Origin of the sequence: Balneola sp., from assembly GCA_002694685.1 — a bacterium.
GTDB lineage: Bacteria > Bacteroidota > Rhodothermia > Balneolales > Balneolaceae > Gracilimonas.
Map to the genome: position 1 here is coordinate 267,247 of NZMW01000001.1, position 17,748 is coordinate 284,994.

At 39.8% G+C, this 17,748-nt stretch carries 16 protein-coding genes; 4 read left to right on the forward strand and 12 right to left on the reverse strand.

Features of this window, described 5'->3' with window-relative positions:
- Window positions 1–109: 109 nt before the first annotated feature.
- The 4 genes from CL667_01060 to CL667_01075 all read right to left on the reverse strand — a co-directional run bounded on the left by CL667_01060 (window position 110) and on the right by CL667_01075 (window position 6,481).
- Window positions 110–1,039 carry a threonylcarbamoyl-AMP synthase gene (locus tag CL667_01060; GenBank protein ID MAL16272.1) on the reverse strand — a complete coding sequence of 310 codons (930 nt, stop codon included), beginning with the start codon at window positions 1,037–1,039 and terminating at the stop codon, window positions 110–112.
- A complete protein-coding gene (gene mfd, locus CL667_01065; protein MAL16273.1) occupies window positions 1,032–4,376 on the reverse strand; it encodes a transcription-repair coupling factor in 3,345 nt (1,114 codons plus the stop codon). The genes CL667_01060 and mfd overlap by 8 nt, the downstream gene beginning before the upstream one ends.
- Before the next feature lie 114 nt (window positions 4,377–4,490).
- On the reverse strand, window positions 4,491–5,486 hold the full coding sequence (locus CL667_01070; GenBank protein MAL16274.1) for an aerotolerance regulator BatA: 996 nt from the start codon (window positions 5,484–5,486) through the stop codon (window positions 4,491–4,493).
- Window positions 5,486–6,481 carry a hypothetical protein gene (locus CL667_01075; GenBank protein ID MAL16275.1) on the reverse strand — a complete coding sequence of 332 codons (996 nt, stop codon included), beginning with the start codon at window positions 6,479–6,481 and terminating at the stop codon, window positions 5,486–5,488. The genes CL667_01070 and CL667_01075 overlap by 1 nt, the downstream gene beginning before the upstream one ends.
- A 151-nt stretch (window positions 6,482–6,632) precedes the next feature.
- Here CL667_01075 and CL667_01080 point away from each other — a divergent pair, with 151 nt between their 5' ends.
- Window positions 6,633–7,922 (forward strand): hypothetical protein, encoded by a 1,290-nt coding sequence (locus tag CL667_01080; protein ID MAL16276.1) that lies wholly within the window; start codon window positions 6,633–6,635, stop codon window positions 7,920–7,922.
- Window positions 7,923–7,929: 7 nt separating this feature from the next.
- On the opposite strand, the gene CL667_01085 is transcribed toward CL667_01080, so the two are convergent.
- From CL667_01085 to CL667_01095, 3 genes are all read right to left on the reverse strand, one after another.
- Window positions 7,930–8,805, reverse strand: coding sequence for a DUF58 domain-containing protein (locus CL667_01085; protein MAL16277.1), 876 nt, complete (start codon window positions 8,803–8,805; stop codon window positions 7,930–7,932).
- Window positions 8,806–8,889: 84 nt separating this feature from the next.
- Window positions 8,890–9,507, reverse strand: a complete 618-nt coding sequence (locus CL667_01090; GenBank protein ID MAL16278.1) for a hypothetical protein — start codon at window positions 9,505–9,507, stop codon at window positions 8,890–8,892.
- A gap of 33 nt (window positions 9,508–9,540) precedes the next feature.
- Window positions 9,541–10,560: a hypothetical protein gene (locus tag CL667_01095; protein MAL16279.1), complete on the reverse strand. Its 1,020-nt coding sequence runs from the start codon at window positions 10,558–10,560 to the stop codon at window positions 9,541–9,543.
- A gap of 103 nt (window positions 10,561–10,663) precedes the next feature.
- Between CL667_01095 and CL667_01100 the strand changes: the two genes are divergently transcribed.
- A complete protein-coding gene (locus CL667_01100; GenBank protein ID MAL16280.1) occupies window positions 10,664–11,176 on the forward strand; it encodes a YfcE family phosphodiesterase in 513 nt (170 codons plus the stop codon).
- A gap of 6 nt (window positions 11,177–11,182) precedes the next feature.
- Here CL667_01100 and CL667_01105 read toward each other — a convergent pair whose 3' ends face one another.
- Window positions 11,183–12,661 carry a phytoene desaturase gene (locus CL667_01105; GenBank protein ID MAL16281.1) on the reverse strand — a complete coding sequence of 493 codons (1,479 nt, stop codon included), beginning with the start codon at window positions 12,659–12,661 and terminating at the stop codon, window positions 11,183–11,185.
- A gap of 146 nt (window positions 12,662–12,807) precedes the next feature.
- Here CL667_01105 and CL667_01110 point away from each other — a divergent pair, with 146 nt between their 5' ends.
- Both CL667_01110 and CL667_01115 read left to right on the forward strand, forming a co-directional pair.
- On the forward strand, window positions 12,808–13,641 hold the full coding sequence (locus CL667_01110; protein ID MAL16282.1) for a beta-glucanase: 834 nt from the start codon (window positions 12,808–12,810) through the stop codon (window positions 13,639–13,641).
- A gap of 11 nt (window positions 13,642–13,652) precedes the next feature.
- Window positions 13,653–14,480, forward strand: coding sequence for a beta-glucanase (locus CL667_01115; GenBank protein ID MAL16283.1), 828 nt, complete (start codon window positions 13,653–13,655; stop codon window positions 14,478–14,480).
- On the opposite strand, the gene CL667_01120 is transcribed toward CL667_01115, so the two are convergent.
- The 4 genes from CL667_01120 to CL667_01135 form a co-directional block, all read right to left on the reverse strand.
- Window positions 14,481–14,873: a glyoxalase gene (locus CL667_01120; protein ID MAL16284.1), complete on the reverse strand. Its 393-nt coding sequence runs from the start codon at window positions 14,871–14,873 to the stop codon at window positions 14,481–14,483. It abuts the gene before it with no gap.
- Window positions 14,874–14,891: 18 nt separating this feature from the next.
- A complete protein-coding gene (locus CL667_01125; protein ID MAL16285.1) occupies window positions 14,892–15,425 on the reverse strand; it encodes a hypothetical protein in 534 nt (177 codons plus the stop codon).
- An 89-nt stretch (window positions 15,426–15,514) separates the two neighbouring features.
- Entirely contained in the window at window positions 15,515–16,075 is a 561-nt protein-coding gene (gene msrB, locus CL667_01130; GenBank protein ID MAL16286.1) for a peptide-methionine (R)-S-oxide reductase, read from the reverse strand.
- A 113-nt stretch (window positions 16,076–16,188) separates the two neighbouring features.
- Window positions 16,189–17,676 carry a hypothetical protein gene (locus CL667_01135; GenBank protein ID MAL16287.1) on the reverse strand — a complete coding sequence of 496 codons (1,488 nt, stop codon included), beginning with the start codon at window positions 17,674–17,676 and terminating at the stop codon, window positions 16,189–16,191.
- Window positions 17,677–17,748: the final 72 nt, after the last annotated feature.

Sequence of the window (17,748 nt, forward strand, 5' to 3'; positions counted from 1 at the left end):
CCCATTTAATGCCTTAGAGACCTTCTAAGTTCCTCAAATTTTAGCCGAGAAGATTGTTTTTAAGCTACATAGAGCTTAATGTAATGGGCACGAACCGGTTAGAGAAATGTTAAACTTTCGCTTTATTTATTCTATTGATGAGGGCCGCGTAAATTGAAGGATGGGTAGTCTTATACTTATCAATATTCTGAATGAAGACGGCTGAATAATGGTCCAGGTCAGCCTGCCTGAAGCGGTCAAAAAGTTCTTTGGAGAGAAGGTGAAGATCACCGTTATAGGTAATAACATTTGTTCTGGACCGACCAAAATCACTTTGAACTAAATAGAGAACATCACCTTTAATGGAGTCAATCTCACCATAAAAAACATCCGCATTTGGTTTGTAGTGAGAATATTTCTGACCGGGGCTTTTGGGGATTTGCTTTGTTCGGGTTGATTCAGATCTGATTTCAATACCTAACACCTCCTCAATCTCATTCTTCCCAATCTTTCCGGGTCGCAATATGGATGGGACTTTTGAAGTGAGATCTAAGACGGTGGATTCAATACCAACTTCAGTTGAGCCTCCTTCAATTACGGGGAAATCTAGCCCAAAATCGGCCGTAACATGTTCTGCCTTGGTAGGGCTCGGTTTTCCAGACTTGTTCGCACTCGGTGCAACTAATGGACCGGTTTGAGAGATAAGGGAAAGTGCCAGGTCATGATCTGGTATTCTGATAGCGACAGTGTCTAATCCTGCCGTAATAAGATCTAAGACTTTGGGGCGCTTCTTAAATACCAAAGTGAGCGGCCCCGGCCAAAAGTTATCGATCAATTTTTGAGCTGAATCTGGGATTTCAGCCACAAAATCATTCAGCTGATCCTGTTTAGAAATATGTACAATAAGCGGGTTATCTGACGGGCGCCCTTTGGTCTTAAATACTTTTTGAATGGCTGAAGGATTCCATGCATCTGCACCAAGTCCGTAAACCGTTTCGGTGGGGAAGGCAACAAGTTCTCCGGAGTTTATAAGATCTATATATTTTTTCAGATCATGCATGTAACTCACTCATAGCCAATTCTTTGAGGTATTGAAAAGCTCCTTGAATATCAGGTATTTCCTGCACAACAAACCGAACGGTATCTTTCTTTTGAACCACCTGAAATTTATCTTTTTTAGTAGCTTCAAGCTTTTCAAGAATCTCCTGGAATTTCCCAGAGTCAAAAAAGTTTTTCCCCATTTCGGATTCCTGTTTTGGACAAACTAACCACATACGATCTGCACGAATCGTAACTTTAGTAAAGAAGTTTTGTGAAGCAAAAAGACGAACTTTACTTGCTCCAATCAGATAATTGGCTTCTTTAGGAGCAGGGCCAAATCGATCTTCAATTTCTTCCTTCCATTCTTCAATCTCTTTCTCTGTTTTAGCCTGAGAGAGTTTACGATAGAGGTTTAAGCGTTCAACATTGTCTGTAACATAATCCTGAGGAAGAAGTGCTGTTTCGTCAGACTCTACGGTGGTTTCCGGTAATTCAGCCTCAATTTCAACATCGTCAAACATATCACTGAATTCTGACTGTTTAAGCTCTTTCACTGCATCATTTAGGATCTTGGTGTAGAGGTCAAAGCCTATATCGTTGATAAAGCCACTCTGTTCTCCGCCTAAAATATCTCCAGCACCGCGAATATCTAAATCTCGCATAGCGATATTAAACCCGGAGCCTAAATCAGAAAATTCTTCAAGAGCCAATAGCCGCTTTCTGGCTTCAGTACTCAAGGTTTGAATCGGATTCGTAATCAAATAGCAGAATGCTTTACGATTTGATCGTCCAACACGTCCACGCAATTGATGAAGTTCTGCTAGACCGAAGTTATTAGCCTGATTAATGATGATGGTGTTGGCATTTGCGATGTCAATCCCGTTTTCAACAATATTTGTAGATACTAGTACATCAAACTTATGCTGATAGAAGTCTGTAATAATCTTATCAAGTTGCGAGCCGGTCATTTGCCCATGCCCGAAACGAACCCTTATATCAGGAGCTAGTCTTCGAATCATCTCAGCCGTCTCTTCAATATTCTTAACCCGGTTATGGATGAAAAAGACTTGTCCGCCCCGTGAAATTTCCTGGAGGATAGCATCACGGATCAGTTCTTCATCAAAGCTATGAATTTCAGTGTAAACCGGCTGACGGTTGGGGGGAGGAGTATTAATAACGCTTAGGTCTCGAGCGCCCATTAGCGAGAACTGAAGCGTTCTGGGGATAGGGGTAGCCGTTAGAGTCAGGACGTCAACGGATGCTCTAAAGCTTTTCAATTTCTCTTTAGCGGATACACCAAAACGCTGCTCCTCATCAACAATGATTAATCCCAGATCTTTGAACTTCACATCTTTAGAAAGCAATCGGTGAGTTCCTATTACAATATCAACTTCGCCTTCGGCAAGTTTCTTGATAGCTTCTTTTTGTTCTTTTGCTGAACGGAAGCGGGAGAGAGCTTCAATTTTAACCGGGAATTTCTCCATTCGCTTCATAAAGGTTTTGGCGTGTTGTTCTGCCAAAATGGTAGTTGGGACAAGCACAGCAACTTGCTTGTGATCAAGTACGGCTTTAAAGGCAGCGCGGACAGCAACTTCAGTTTTCCCAAAACCAACATCACCACAAACCAAGCGGTCCATGGGGTGTTTACTTTCCATGTCATTCTTTACGGATACAATGGCATCGTATTGATCAGGTGTTTCTTCAAATTCAAAGTTAGCCTCCAATTCCGTTTGCCATTCATTATCAGCTGAAAAATCATGAGCTGTCTCTGCTTTCCTCTTGGCATACAATTGAATAAGCTCTCTGGCAATGTCCTTAACTTTCTTCTTTGTTTGAGCTTTTTTCCGAGCCCAGGCTCCTGAACCTAGTTTAGTAATACGCGGAGCGGTTCCTTCTTTACCAGAATATTTTTGAAGTTTATGAAGGCTGGAGACGTTTACATATAGCGTAGAGTCATCTTTATACTGCAGTACAACGACTTCCTGCTCGGTATTCTTAACATTGATTTTCTTAAACCCTCTGAACTTCCCAATACCGTAATCTACATGGACAACATAGTCGCCAATACTCAGATCTTTCAATTCCTTAAAGGAAATCCCGCCATGAAAACGTCTTCTCTTTGTTTTTGGACGGTGATATCGATTGAAGATCTGATGATCTGTATAAACAGCTAATTTGGCCGGTTCGTAAATGAATCCTTCATGAAGTGATTCGACAACTAACAGATACTTAAACTCCTGGCTGGCTTCCCCAAGCAGTTCTTCAAAGCGATCACGTTGCCCATCGTTATCACAAAGAATAATAGTGTTTAAGCCATTTGAGGAGTTCTTGGTGATGTTTTCGCGAAGGAGTTTGAAATTCCCATGGAAATCTGGCTGTGGCTTGGTCTCGAGTGTAATTGTCGATTCATCTTTTTCAGAAGCTCCAACGTTCGCAACAAAAAGCTGGTGTGTAAACTTGGAAAGCTCCTCTTCAAAGACCTGTTCAGATAGATATAGCTCCTCAGGAAGTAATTGGTTTTCATTGTCGCTGTGATCCTCGAATGCCTCTTCAGCTTTTTCATATCGTTTACCAACTTCGGTAATTATTAAATCCTTATTTGACGTAACTAGTAAGGTGTTCTCATTAAAATAAGAGAGGAAGCTGGATTTCTGAGTTTCAGGAAGGTTAGTTAAATCAGGAATAATGCGTGCTTGATTCAAGAAAGCAATAGAGCGCTGCGAATCGGCATCAAATTCTCGGATGGTATCCAGTTCATCTCCAAAAAATTCAAGTCGCAGTGGGTATTCACCGGAAAAAGGAAATATATCAAGAATACCGCCTCGTACTGCAAACTCTCCTGGTTCATCTACAAACTTAACCGGATTATATCCTTGTTCAACTAGTTGTTCTTTGAATTTATCCAGGTCAACTTCCTGACCTTTTTCAAGAACAAGGCTTACTTCATTTAGGGTTGAAGGTGGAGCGATTTTCTCTCCGATAGCTTCAACAGAAGTAATAACAATTTTTGAATTATGATCTGCAATGGATTGAAGTGCTTCTGACCTCTGAACTAATAAGCTGGTGTCTTTAAGCTGTTGCTGGTCATAAGGTTTTCGGTTTGAGGAGGGGTAAAGTACAACCGCTTTTTCGTTGCTGATTACATCGAGATCAGCTTTTAAAAAACGAGCACCTTCATCCGTTTCAGAAATGACCAGTACATTTTCTTTCTTGTTTGAGAGAGCATTAAGCAAAAAGCTATTTAAAGCTCCTATACTTTTTTTAAGGGTAAGCTTCTTCTGGTCTTCAATCTGATCGAAAACCCTTTCAAAGATCCCGTTTTTTCTAAGTTGTTCCTTTATTAAAGAAATGCTCATGAATAGCTTTTAATCCGTGCTAAATATTCTGTTAAAGATACGCTGAATCATAGCCGATTGGCAATGAAATTGTTCGCGTTCAATTGAAAAGAAGGGTAGATAGCTTTTAATCGTTCAGGAATGTTCAATTCCATTTAGTACCGTCTTTCCGAGTAAAAAGCTAAAGAATAGACATCCTAAAGAAAGAAGTAGGTAACGCATGTATAAATCCTCATAGTCAGTATAAATGAGCTCTTCAACTTCCGATTTCTCTAATTCATCAATTTCAGCGTATATACTTTCCAGCTGCTCAGCATCGGTAGCTCTGAAGTATTTTCCATCAGTGAGGTTGGCTACTTGAGTCAGCATCTCTTCATCGATATTGACCTGTATGTTTTGGTATCTGCGGCCAAAGATTGGGTCTTGAATGGGATAAGGCGCTGTTCCTCGCGTACCGGCACCAATGGTATATATTTTAATTCCGTAAGTCACCGCAAGGTCTGCAGCTGTTACGGGGTCAATTTCACCAGCATTGTTTTGGCCATCGGTTAGTAGGATAATAATTTTGCTTTCAGCTTCACTCTCTTTAAGTCGGTTAATGGCGGTAGCAATACCCATTCCAATAGCTGTTCCGTCTTCGATTATTCCCATTTCAAGGTCATCAATAAGGCTTTTGAGCAATCTGTAGTCAAGAGTAGGGGGAACAACGGTGAAGCTTTTCATAGCAAAAGTGACTAAGCCAATACGATCTGAGTTTCGTTTATCAACAAAATTCTTAGCCACGTTTCGGGCAGCCTCAAACCGGTTCGGCTTTAAATCCTCAGCCCGCATCGAGGTCGACATATCAAGAACCAAGACTATATCAATTCCCTCCGCATTACGTTCAACGGTGGTTAGCCGTTCTTGAGGGCGAGCGAGGGCTACAATAAGACAAGCAATGCCAGCCCACACTAAGAAAGCCTGCAGCCAATGCAGGTGAGATTTCCAGTTTCCGGGTAAATCTTGCAGCAGCTCTAAAGATGAAAAAGAAAGCGTAGCCTGCCGGTGTGTGAAATACCTGTAAAGATAAAGCCCAATAAGAACAGGAAGTATTGATAAAGCCCAAAACCACTGCGGATTAGCAAACTCCATTAAGCGTCCTCTTTTTCTGTTTGGGTTGAAGTTTGAATAAACTGCTCGTTGTACTTCACTTTTAATCGTGATATACGGGCAGAATCAGTCAATTTTGCTTTTTCAAGGAATTCAAGGGCGTTTTCATGAGTATTCCAGGCATCCTCGAGGGTAGGGGTGAATTTTGCGAATTTTACCAAATCAGCCTTCCTGAGGATTATTCTGGTTTTATCGGTGAGGGTATCGTCAACACCATAGGCATCTAAATACCTAAGCAACTCACTTGATGTAGATTCCAAAGCAGGAATGTTATATAAGTCTTCAAAGTATGTCCGTATCGCATCTCCAACTTCACTGTAAAAGAGCTTGAAATCTTTAGTCTGGGCTATCTCGGAGTTTTCTTTGATGTCCATTAACTCTTTCTCCAACTCTTTCAGTGGATTGTAGAAAGGCTCAATTTCTTGTTTTGGTTCCTCTTCAGCATCCGGAACTTTTCTAAATTTAAACCACCACAGTAAAAAGCCTGCCAATGCTAGCCCAGCTAATATCCAAGGCCACCACGGGCGAGGGAAATCAAAAATCGGCTTCATCGCTTTTATCGTTGTATCGCCTTCTGCAACTACTGTCTTGAAATTCACTAAAACAGGGTCTGTGTAAACAGTAATAGAGTCATCTTCCAAGAAAATGGTTACGGGCAAGGTTGAAATCTCGAGATCATTGGTTCCAAAATATTGAAGATTATAAACCAGACTGTCGGAAAATTCAGATAGTTTAAACTGCTGGCGCTCAATAAGTTCAAGAGAAGAGGGGAAAGAGTTGGTATCCGGAAATGAAATGCGTTGGTATTCCTGATCTACCTGAATGGTCAGGGCATATTCAAAAACTTCACCAATAGTGACCGAATCAGTGCTTACCCTGGTATTTACTTTTTGAGCGAAGACCTGAACAGTACATAAACATGAAACCAACAATATAAACAGTCGTAAAGCGCTGAGCCTTAGCGGATTCTTGATCATTAATACTTAGAATAAAAAGTTTGTGAGCTTAACGGTTAGAAAATATAACAATGAGTTGTAAATATTTAGCAAAAGTATGATCGTTCTGACTTTTATGAAAGTATCCTATTAATTCTTATTATTTTGAACATTATTAAATCTACAGTTACATATGGTGAATAAAGGTATAAAATTGGGTATAGGAACGGCATTGCTATGTTTAGCAGTGATTTTCATTTCAATGATAGGTTTCAATGAGGATAAATCCGCTCCAAAATTGTTAATTTCATTAGATAATTTAAATGAAATTGAGGAAGGAGCTGAGCTGGATTCATACGGTTTCAACAGAATGAATCTTGATATAGAAGAAGGACGGGTAAAAAGAAATGAAAGCCTTTATATTATTTTAAGAGATCTGGATGTATCACCACAGACTATTTATGAAATCAATAAGAAGTCTGAGGGTATCTTCCGCAGTAATCGCCTAAAACCTGGCCAACGTTATATAGCTTATCGTGATAAAGGATCTAAAACAGCACAAAGACTAGTGTTGCACGCTGATCCATTGAATTACATTATTTTTGATTGGCATAAAGATATTGAGGTTACTTCCGGTAAGAAAGAAGTAACAACCCAAATAGCCCATGCTGACGGTATAATTAAGTCATCCCTATATGAAACCCTTTTGGATAATAATAAGAGCACGCTGCTGGGAAATCGACTTAGTGAAATTTTCGCCTGGCAAATAGATTTCTTTCGACTGTATCCCGGAGATAATTTTAAGGTGATCTACGAAGAAGAATTTGTGGATGGAAAGCCATTTGGCATCGGTCTCATTGTAGCGGCTGAGTTTACCAATAATGGAGAGACTTTTGACGCATTTTACTATGAGACCGAAGATCGCGCAGGTTATTACGACAGTGAAGGTAACGGTGTACAAAAAGCTCTGCTTAAAGCACCATTTACTTATTCTCAGCGGGTGAGTTCGAACTTTAGTCACAGCCGTTTCCACCCGGTACTTAAGAGGCGTATTCCTCATTATGGAGTAGATTATGCAGCCCCACTGGGAACTCCGGTTTTAGCTGTGGGTGAGGGGGAAGTTATTGAAGCTCAGTACCGTGGAGCCAGTGGAAACATTGTCAAGATTCGACATAATGGTACTTATACTACTGCTTACCTTCATTTAAATGGATTTGCGAACGGGATCAAGTCCGGGAAAAGAGTCAAGCAAGGTGAAGTTATTGGCTATGTTGGAAAAACAGGGAGGGTGACGGGTGTTCACTTAGATTATCGCATTTATAAAAACAATCAGCCTGTAAATCCTTTGACCGTTAAGCTTCCACCTTCAAAGGCGATTGATTCTGAAGAAATCGAAGATTTTTCTAAGCATATTGAAAAGCTTCAAATCCAACTCAGTGCTATTGATGATAAAGAAGATGCACAGCAGGTAGCTGCGCTTTGAAAAGCTGTTAGTATCGACTTCCCCTTCGTTTGAAAAAGTTCATAAGCGGTTGCACGTAGGATTCATTGGTCTGAACTTCAACAGCATCAATTTTCATTTTGAGCATCTTGTCATTGATGTAAGCTTTTTGCTGCATACGCCGTTTTCTATAAGCTTCTCTTACTTTATGACTTGACGTGTCAATCATTTTTTCTGCACCGGTCTCGGCATCCCTTATTTTAACGAGTCCGATATCAGGCAATTCATCCTCTAAATGATCATTTATTATGATACTAACCAAATCATGTTTTTGATTGGTTATTCTGAGTTGCTTCTCAAATTCATGATCCTGAAAATCTGATGCGAGTACAACAATCGCTCTTCGATCTAGCAGCCTGTTTATGTAAGATAGGGCGTCAGCAATATCAGTACCGGTTCCAGTCGGTTTGGTTGTATAAAGTTCCCTTATCAGACGAAGCACATGCGTACGACCTTTTTTGGGAGGAACTACTTTTTCAATGTGATCACTGAAAAGAACCAAGCCAACCTTGTCACTGTTCTTGATGGCACTGAAAGCCAATACTGCACAAAGTTCAATAGCCAAATCCATTTTACTTTGATTCTGGCTGCCAAAAGTGCCGCTCTGCGAAATATCAATGCAAAGCATCAACGTTTGTTCTCGCTCTTCTTCAAAAATCTTTATGAAAGGGTCTCCGGTACGCGCTGTTACATTCCAATCGATTTGCCGGATGTCATCCCCATAGGTATATGCTCTAACCTCGGAAAACTCCATACCCCGGCCTTTAAAAGCGGATTGGTACTCGCCACCAAAAAGGCTATTTACTATGCCTTTGGTTTGAATTTCAAGCTTCCGGATTTTCTTAAGAATTTCCTTGGGAATCATAGAGGATTGATTTGATTAATCTGTGCCGAAGATAATAAATGGCTTCTTCAAAATTGAGAACTCAAGGTAAAAAATTGAATTCTGTCAAAGATTCATTTTAATATTTACGTAATCATATTTCTTACGCTCCAATAATGGCCAAAAGAAAAAGAGGAGCAAGGTGATAATTCCAATCCAGTACATTGTCCAGGCAACGGTCATGTAATGGTCCAAAATTCCATGCATACTGAGCATGTTATAAAAGTCATGTGCTGATTTGGGCAGGTTCCCAAGTAAAGGCATACGACGAGCAAAGGCATCTGCGGCATAGGCAGAAGATTCAATCCATGCGAAAGCGGTAAGTAACAATCCAATTTGAGCAACAAGCCGACTGTAGTTCCACCAGCCGTAAATGAAAATCATGAACGGGAGCATGATTTCAAACAGAGTGCCACCAAGAATGGTGATAAATCGGGAGCCAAAAAATCCTAAGAAAGTATGTCCTGCTTCATGTACAATGAGCAAGAAGTTATCGATTAGAAAAAAGAAGGGAGATAGGAATAGCGGATAATCATAAATCCATGAAAAAGTAATTTCCCATTTCAAAGCCATCCAAAACTGATTGGCAAGTACCCAGCAAAAAGGAATGCAAACAACCGAAAACCACCATTTTTTAATATGTGGAAGGGCCTTGTCAATAATTTGTTCTAGATCAACATTCATTAATCTGCTATTTAATTATCTGATCAAATACCACTAAGAGTTCAGATTTCGAAAGTGCTTTACGCCCTTGAAGAAATGCTGCCAAATGAGACTGATGTCTAACATAGTCTCAGGATTATCCCCGTTGGTTCTTTTACTCTGAAGTTTTTTACGCTTTTTGTGGACATTTAAAAAGTTCAACCCAAAATGAAGATGAGCCCTGGCAATAGCCCACCATTCTTTAGGTTTTCCCGTCAATAATGCTTTGTATGCTGCAATCACGTCCAGAACAAGGCGGATTAGAAATCTGGTAATAAGGGTTTTTGAACTGTAATTTTTCCAAAGCATGAACAGGCTGTTTCGGAAGTTGTAATACACTTTTCTGGGAGAACCCATTGGAAGTGATCCACCACCGAGGTGATAAATGATGCTATCAGGGGCATAACCAATTTTGTAGCCTTGGTTTTGTAACCTCCAGCATAGATCTATTTCTTCCATGTGAAATTCAAAATCTTCGTCAAAGCCACCTGTGCTCAAGAATACATCTTTCTGTATGGCTAAAGCTGCCCCGGATGCCCAGAATAGGTTAGGGGAGTCATTATACTGCCCTTCGTCCTTTTCGGTCTCGTCAAAAATTCGCCCCCGACAAAAGGTGTAGCCAAATTTATCTATGAAGCCGCCAGCTGCTCCTGCATATTCGAAGTAGTCAGGTTGGTTCAGCGATCTTAACTTAGGTTGTACGGCAGCAATTTCATCCTCATTGAAAGCAGAGTTTAACCCATGAAGCCAGTTTTTCTCTACTTTAACGTCATTATTGAGGAATACTAAAATTTCATTTTCCGCAAAGGGAACAGCTCTGTTATTTCCTCCGCAATAGCCGTAGTTTTGATCAAATGAAGCAATCTTGATATTTGGATACGCAGACTTTATCCATTCTTTAGAACCGTCTGAAGAAGCATTATCTGCAATAATAATTTCAAAATCAGGATACTCAGTTTTATTTACTGAAGGTAAGAAGTTTTTGAGATGCTCAAGCGCATTCCAGGTAACAATAATGATGCTGAAACTCTTCACTGAATGAATAAAATTTTGCTTTGGTTAATTAATATGTGGAACAAGATCTAAAAAAGTAGTTTCTTATTCCGCTTTATTAGAGAAGTAAGATGATACAAAAAGTATGATCAAAATAGGGCTCATTTCAGACACACATAACTATCTGGATCCTCAGGTATTCGAATACTTTGAGGACTGCGAAGAAATTTGGCATGCCGGAGATTTTGGCAGCATTTCAATTGCCGAAGAGCTTAAGAAAATAGCGCCTGTTATTGGAGTTTATGGTAACATTGATGGGCAAGATATTCGGAAGGAGTATCCATTACATCAGCGCTTCGAACGGGAAGGACTAAAGGTATGGATGACTCATATTGGAGGAATTCCGGGCAGATATTGCATTCCTATTCGAGAGGAAATGGAGAAGAATCCGCCGGAGCTTTTCATTTGCGGCCACTCTCACATCCTTCGTATTTCAAGAGATCAGGATCTGAATAAAATGCTATATATGAATCCCGGAGCTGCCGGGAAACAGGGGTTTCAGTCTCAGCGCACCCTTATTCGGTTTGAGATTGACAAGGGCAAGCTCAATAATGTTGAAGTCATCAATTTAGATGTAGAAAAAGAAGCAGCTGAATAATATCATTTAGCTTTCTTCGAACCTGTCAATCAAGTTAACGGCGTTAAAAGCTGACTGAACTACTAAAGGAATGCCACCTCCCGGATGAGTAGATCCGCCTACAAAGTAGAGTTTATCAATTTCACGTGACTTATTTCTGGGTCTTAAAAACGCTGAAAATTTATTATTGGAAGAAGTTCCATAAATACTTCCTTTGTTGGATAGATACTTTTCGTAGAAATCTTTCGGTGTAATATGCTTCCTGACTTTAATATGATTAGAAAGCTCATTTAATCCACGCTCTTCCAAAGCCTGAATAATTTTATCGCCATATTTCTGATCATTTGAATTCCAGTCATAATGATCGGAGAGATAAGGCGCATTCACAAGAATAAACAGATTGGAATGGCATTCAGGAGCGTGCTTAGAATCTGAATAGGAGGTATTAGCTATGTAAATAGTGGGATCATCGGGCATTACTTTCTCTTGAAAGATCTGCTTGAATTCACGCTCGTAATCTTCAGAAAAAAAGATGTTGTGATGCACTAGCTGTTCATACTTTTTATCTACACCAAGAAGAAGTACATAGCCAGAACACGAGGGTTCTATAGTTTCTGCTTTTTGCTTTCGTTTGGTTGAAATATTTCCGTCGGGAATGAGGTGCGATAAGGTTTCGGTGGCATCACTATTTGAAATGACCAGGTCTGATTTAATATGACTTCCATCTTTAAGAACAATTCCTTTTGCGGATTTTTGGTCAACGATAATTCGATCAATTTCAGCATTAAAAGTAAAGTCTACGTTCAAGGAAATTGCTAGCTTTTCAAAAGCTTCCGCAACTTTATACAAACCACCTTTCACATAAAATCCACCCTGATTGATCTCTACATGGGGAATTACATTGAGTGTTGCGGGAGCCTGATAAGGAGAAGAGCCGTTATAAGTAGTGAATCTTTTAAAGAATTTTCTCAGATAGATTGATTCAAATTTAGAGTCAACTCTCTTACTGACCGTAGTAAAAGCATCAATTCCGAAGAAGCTTAGAAGATCCAATTCTTTGAGGTCTTCAAAACTATATAGTGGATTAAATATGAATGAGTCGGCTGTTTTTTGGTAGAGTGATTTTGAATAATTCAGAAACTCCGTGTAGGCTTCTACATCCTCAGGAGCTATTGATTCAAGTTCTTTTATTGTAGCTGATTTATCCTCGTAATTATTAAAGATGGTGCCATCAGGATAGAAATACTTACAAATGGGATCGAGAGGATGAAGAGTCAAATAATCGCTCAGATCAACCCCACATTCTTTAAAAAGCTTCTCAAGGATAAAAGGCATGGTGAGTAAGCTTGGCCCGGTATCGAAGCGGTATCCTTCAGTCTCGGAGATATTCATCTTGCCACCAACGTTGCTATTCTTCTCAAATACGGATACCTGATGACCTCTAGCCGCTAACAAGCAAGCGGCTGACAATCCTCCCAATCCTGCACCAATTATTGAAATATTCATATATCTAAGTTAGAAAAATGAGAACTGCGATATCTCGTGAAAATTCTTCTCAATTGATAAAGTTTAAAAGTTGGGTTAAAATGATTTGTCTGTTCGACCATAAAACCCAGAATTAGACCGAAATCAATCCCAAAAAGATAAAACCAATGAGAAAAATTACTACTACATCAATCTGTCTGTCATTAGCACTGTTTTATGTGGGATGTTCAGAGCAGTCAAGCGATAATAGATGGCAAGATGCTGAGTTGGTTTGGAGTGATGAATTTGAGGGCAGTTCAATTGACACCTCAAAATGGGGTTTTGAAACCGGTGATCATGGCTGGGGTAACAATGAGTGGCAAGACTACAAACCTCTCGACCACGGCAATGCAACAGTTAGTAATGGCCAACTTCATATTACAGCGAAGCTTGAGGGTGAAGGACAGCAAGTTGGGGATTATACTTCTGCAAGAATGAACAGTAAAGAGTCTTTTACTTATGGCAGAATGGAAGTGCGTGCAAAAATTCCTGATTATAAAGGAGAAGGTATCTGGCCCGCTATATGGATGTTGGGAGAGAATATTGGGGAGATTGGGTGGCCTAACTCTGGTGAAATCGATATTATGGAATATGTAAGTTACAATCCGGACTCGGTTGTTTTTAGTATTCATAGTGTAGCCAATAACCACAGAGACGGAACACAAGTGAGTTCAGATTTTGTTGCATTACCAACTATAGAAGAGGAATTCCACAATTATGGTATTTTATGGGAGGAAGATGTACTTCACTTCTATATAGATGAGATTGATAATATTAAGTTATCTTTTGAGCGGCCTGAGAATTACAATCAAAATAACTGGCCATTTGATAAACCCTTTTACTTTTTATTGAATATCGCTGTTGGAGGAGATTGGGGAGGCCTCGAAGGCGTTGATGACACTATTTTCCCTGCCACCATGGACATTGACTATGTTCGGGTTTGGCAACTTCAAGAGAATTAAAAAATACGACTATGATGAAAGAGAATAAATTAAAGCTGTTTTTACTATTTGCATTGACTCCACTTCTGCTTTTGGGCTGTAAAGAGGAAGGCCCCACAAAAGCTGATAATGAAGTCCTTAAGTGGAGTGATGAATTTGACGGTGATCGATTGGATTATGATGAATGGACCCCACAAACCGGAGCCGGTGGTTGGGGAAATAATGAATGGCAGGAATATACTGCCAGGAATAATACTGAGGTAAGCGATGGAACACTCAAAATTATTGCCAAGAAGGTAGGACCCGGACAAAAGGCTGGGGATTACACTTCGGCACGCCTTAATTCGGTAGATAGTTTCTTATATGGAAGGATGGAAGTCCGCGCAAAAATCCCGGATTTCAAAGGGAATGGTATTTGGCCCGCTATCTGGATGCTTGGGAATAGTATACGTACCGGAGAACATGGATGGCCAATGTGTGGTGAAATTGACATCATGGAATATGTCAGCTATAACCCGAATACGTTTTATGCTACTATTCATAGTGATAAAAATAACCACAGAGATGGTACAGCCGTAGGTTCAGGCCCGGTAGAACTTCCTCAGATTGAAGAAGAGTTTCATACATTTGGGATATTATGGAGAGAAGACTACCTGAAGTTTTATGTAGAAGATACTACAAACATCATTTTCCGGTTTAATAAACCAGAAAATCCAACTCAGGCAAATTGGCCTTTTGATAAGCCTCACTATTTCTTGCTTAACACCGCGGTAGGTGGTGATTGGGGTGGTTCTCAAGGCGTTAACGATGAAATATTCCCAGCGGTTTTTGAAATTGACTACGTGAGAGTTTACGAATAGCTAAGGCTTACTTATCAGAGCTTCATTCACCTCAATCCAATAGCCATCCGGATCTTGGAAATATACCTGTCTTATTCCATCTGCCCGGGTAGTTATTGAGTTTGGCTTTCCCTTAGAATTATGAGGAGCTATGGAATGAGTTTCCATGTGAGACAAAAAAGCCTCAAAGTCTTTAAGCTTTAAAGCCATGTGAACTCCAATATCTGTATGAATCATAGTAGAGCCTCGTTCAACTATGTGTAGTTCCCCAGAGCCAAGAGAAAGCCAACGAATATGTGGCTTCTTCGTACGGTTGGTAATTTCAGCTAATCCCAAAACGGTCTTATAAAAGTTAACACTCTTGGCTAGGTCGTTTACTTTTATAGTGTAATGATCGAAGCTGAGTTGTTGCATTTAAGAGCTATTCGTTGATTATTTGGTCAAATGATTTTCTATTCGTGATAAAGAATTCCGGATGTCTTTTAAAATTTCTACTGTAGCCTCAGATTCATTTGTAGGAGATGAAGCTCCGCGATTTTCTGTAACTACATCTCTTTGATCGAGCACCAGGCTTCTGAACTCAAAAGCATCAACAACTCCGATTAACGATAAGTCAGGACCACCCTGAGCAGAGCTGCCAGCCGTTTCAACCCTTAAAATGCTCAGCCCAAAATATTTCAGCATAGGTCCTTCCTTGAAAGTTAAGTCCTGAATTTTATCTAAAGGAATCGTTCTTTCGGTATGGAAGATATATCCTTTCTTAAATCTTAGAGAACGTGTGGTAAGCTCACATTCTAAAAGCTCGTAGTATCTCTTAAGGTAGAAGGAACCAAACAGCAACCAAAAAGGAATGAGTGGAATTAATATAAATGTGATTGTACAAATTAGGACTCCGTACCACAAGATGTAATTTTTTATCTTTGGGCTGAAGTGTGCTTCATGAAGTATTTGTGCTTTAGAGCTCATTGCAGGGTAGTTAGTGATTAAATAAAAAAGGCGTCCTTGTGAGACGCCTTATAATCCAAATTGTTACCCTGATTTACAACACACTAATTTCAATTAGTAGCCACTTCTGCTTTAGGTATAAAATCCAATGCTGCTGTATTCATGCAATATCTTAAACCAGTAGGGTTAGGGCCATCATCAAAAACATGACCTAGGTGACTTCCACAATTCGAGCATACGATTTCAGTTCGAGTCATAAACATACTATTATCAGGTTTTTCACCTACAAGAGAGTCTGCTAAAGGTTTCCAAAAGCTTGGCCAGCCTGTTCCACTATCATACTTGTGTTCGGAGCTGTATAGCTTTTGCCCACAACCTCCGCATACATAAATACCATCTTCCTTTAAGTCGTGATATTCGTTGACATACGGAAATTCAGTACCTTTTTCTCTAAGGATTCTATATTCCTTAGAAGTGAGAATTGACTTCCATTCTGTCTCCGTTCTTTGAAAAGGATACTCGCCTTCTTTAAGAGTATCTTGAACAGCTATGCTTTCTATAGCTACCGATGTGTCCTCATCGTGAACGTGGGTAGAAGGTTTATTTCCAGCAAACAAAAGTAACAGAGCAAGAGCCGTTAGCAAAGCACCAAATATAGCTGCATATTTCATAATCTAAATTTTTCGTTAGTTTAACTTTTAAGTTACTAACACTACGAACTTGGTTTAAGTTTAGATTTAATGAAATAAATAATTCTTACTAAAAGATTAACTCCAAAGGATATTTAATCCCAATTAATGTCCCAGTTTTGAAAGGAGTCCTTCAATGCAGGAACAGTCTTTTGCTTGAACAGCCTTACACCGGCTGTAAACCCAACCCAGAATCTATACTGCCTGCCTTTCCTGTCTGGCGACCAAATGCTATACCAGGTATAGTCCGCAGCTCCAGGAACTCTTGTAACTTGTGCATTAAATGTAGGTCCACCATAAAGGGAAAAGCCGCTTCCGAATCTTTTACCAACTAAGAATTTGTAGGAGTAAATGAGGTTTAGTTTAGACGACCATTTTTCTTCAAACTGATGTGTGAGCGAAAATTCCTGATTTACATACATGGTTTCATTGCTCCAGTTTTCGAAGGAATCACTGATCTTTTTTTCAAGCCCAACGGCTAAACCTACCCGATAAACATCTCTGTCTAATAAAGTATTATATCCAAAAATTGCAGTGTTATATACTCTGTAGGTACCTGATGTAAACCCAAAGTCAGTAAACCCAGCATCTGAGAATCTCATATCCACATTTTGACGTCCGTTGCCATATATACTAAATAAGCCAATCGGGACACCTTCAAATTCTTGTGCAATATTGATAAGGCCAACTTGCACTCCGGTAGATTTTTGAGAAGCATTTAAAACACCTGCAAACTGAAGTCCGGTTAGGTTGTTCCCAATATTTGCAACACCCGCAGCAGCAAGACCTTCAACATTATTAGCAATATTTAAAAGCCCGGCAGCGAAAAGACCGCTAGCGTCTTCTAGTGCAATATTTACACCACCTGTTGCCATAAGTCCTTCAATATTTCCAAAAGCTACATTAGCTGCTCCGGCTGCTTGTAGTCCTGAGATATCAGAACCAGCAAAATTCAGTACACTTGCTGCCTGTAATCCTTCGACGTTGTTACGAGCAATATTTGCAACCCCTGCAGCTTGCAAACCTGAAATGTCTCCCCAAGCTGCGTTAACAATACCTGCTCCTTGCAGACCTTCAATATCATCTTTAGCAATATTGCCAATACCTGCAAACTGTAGTCCGCTTGAATTGTTACCTGCTATGTTGAAAAGTCCTGCAGCTTGGATTCCCTCTAGATCTTCACCAGCAATATTACCAAACCCGGCAACTTGAATTCCTGACATATCACCTTTAGAAATATTAGCACCTCCTGCAACATTAAACCCTGCTATATTCCCCCCAGAAGCGTTTGCAAGACCGGCTATTTGGAATCCATTCGAATAGAATTTGGTGTAGTTTACTAATCCTCCTATTTCTAAACCATCTAAGCCACCATGATAACCACCTATAATGTTTATGGAATAACGCGCAGTGTACTCCGGTGCTTTTATGCCATTGGTACTAAGAGGAGGGAAGAGGGTTACTCTCCATTTTCTATATTTAAGTTCTTCTTCACTGATGTCATCGTAGTCTTGAGCAACTACTGAGCCGGATAAAACAGCAATGGTAACAAGGAAAGTCAGAAAAGATAAAAGTCGCTTCATAATAGAGTGATAAATTGGAGTGTAAATTTAAGGCTCTCTACGAAGCGACTATGGAAAATGTTACTAAATTTT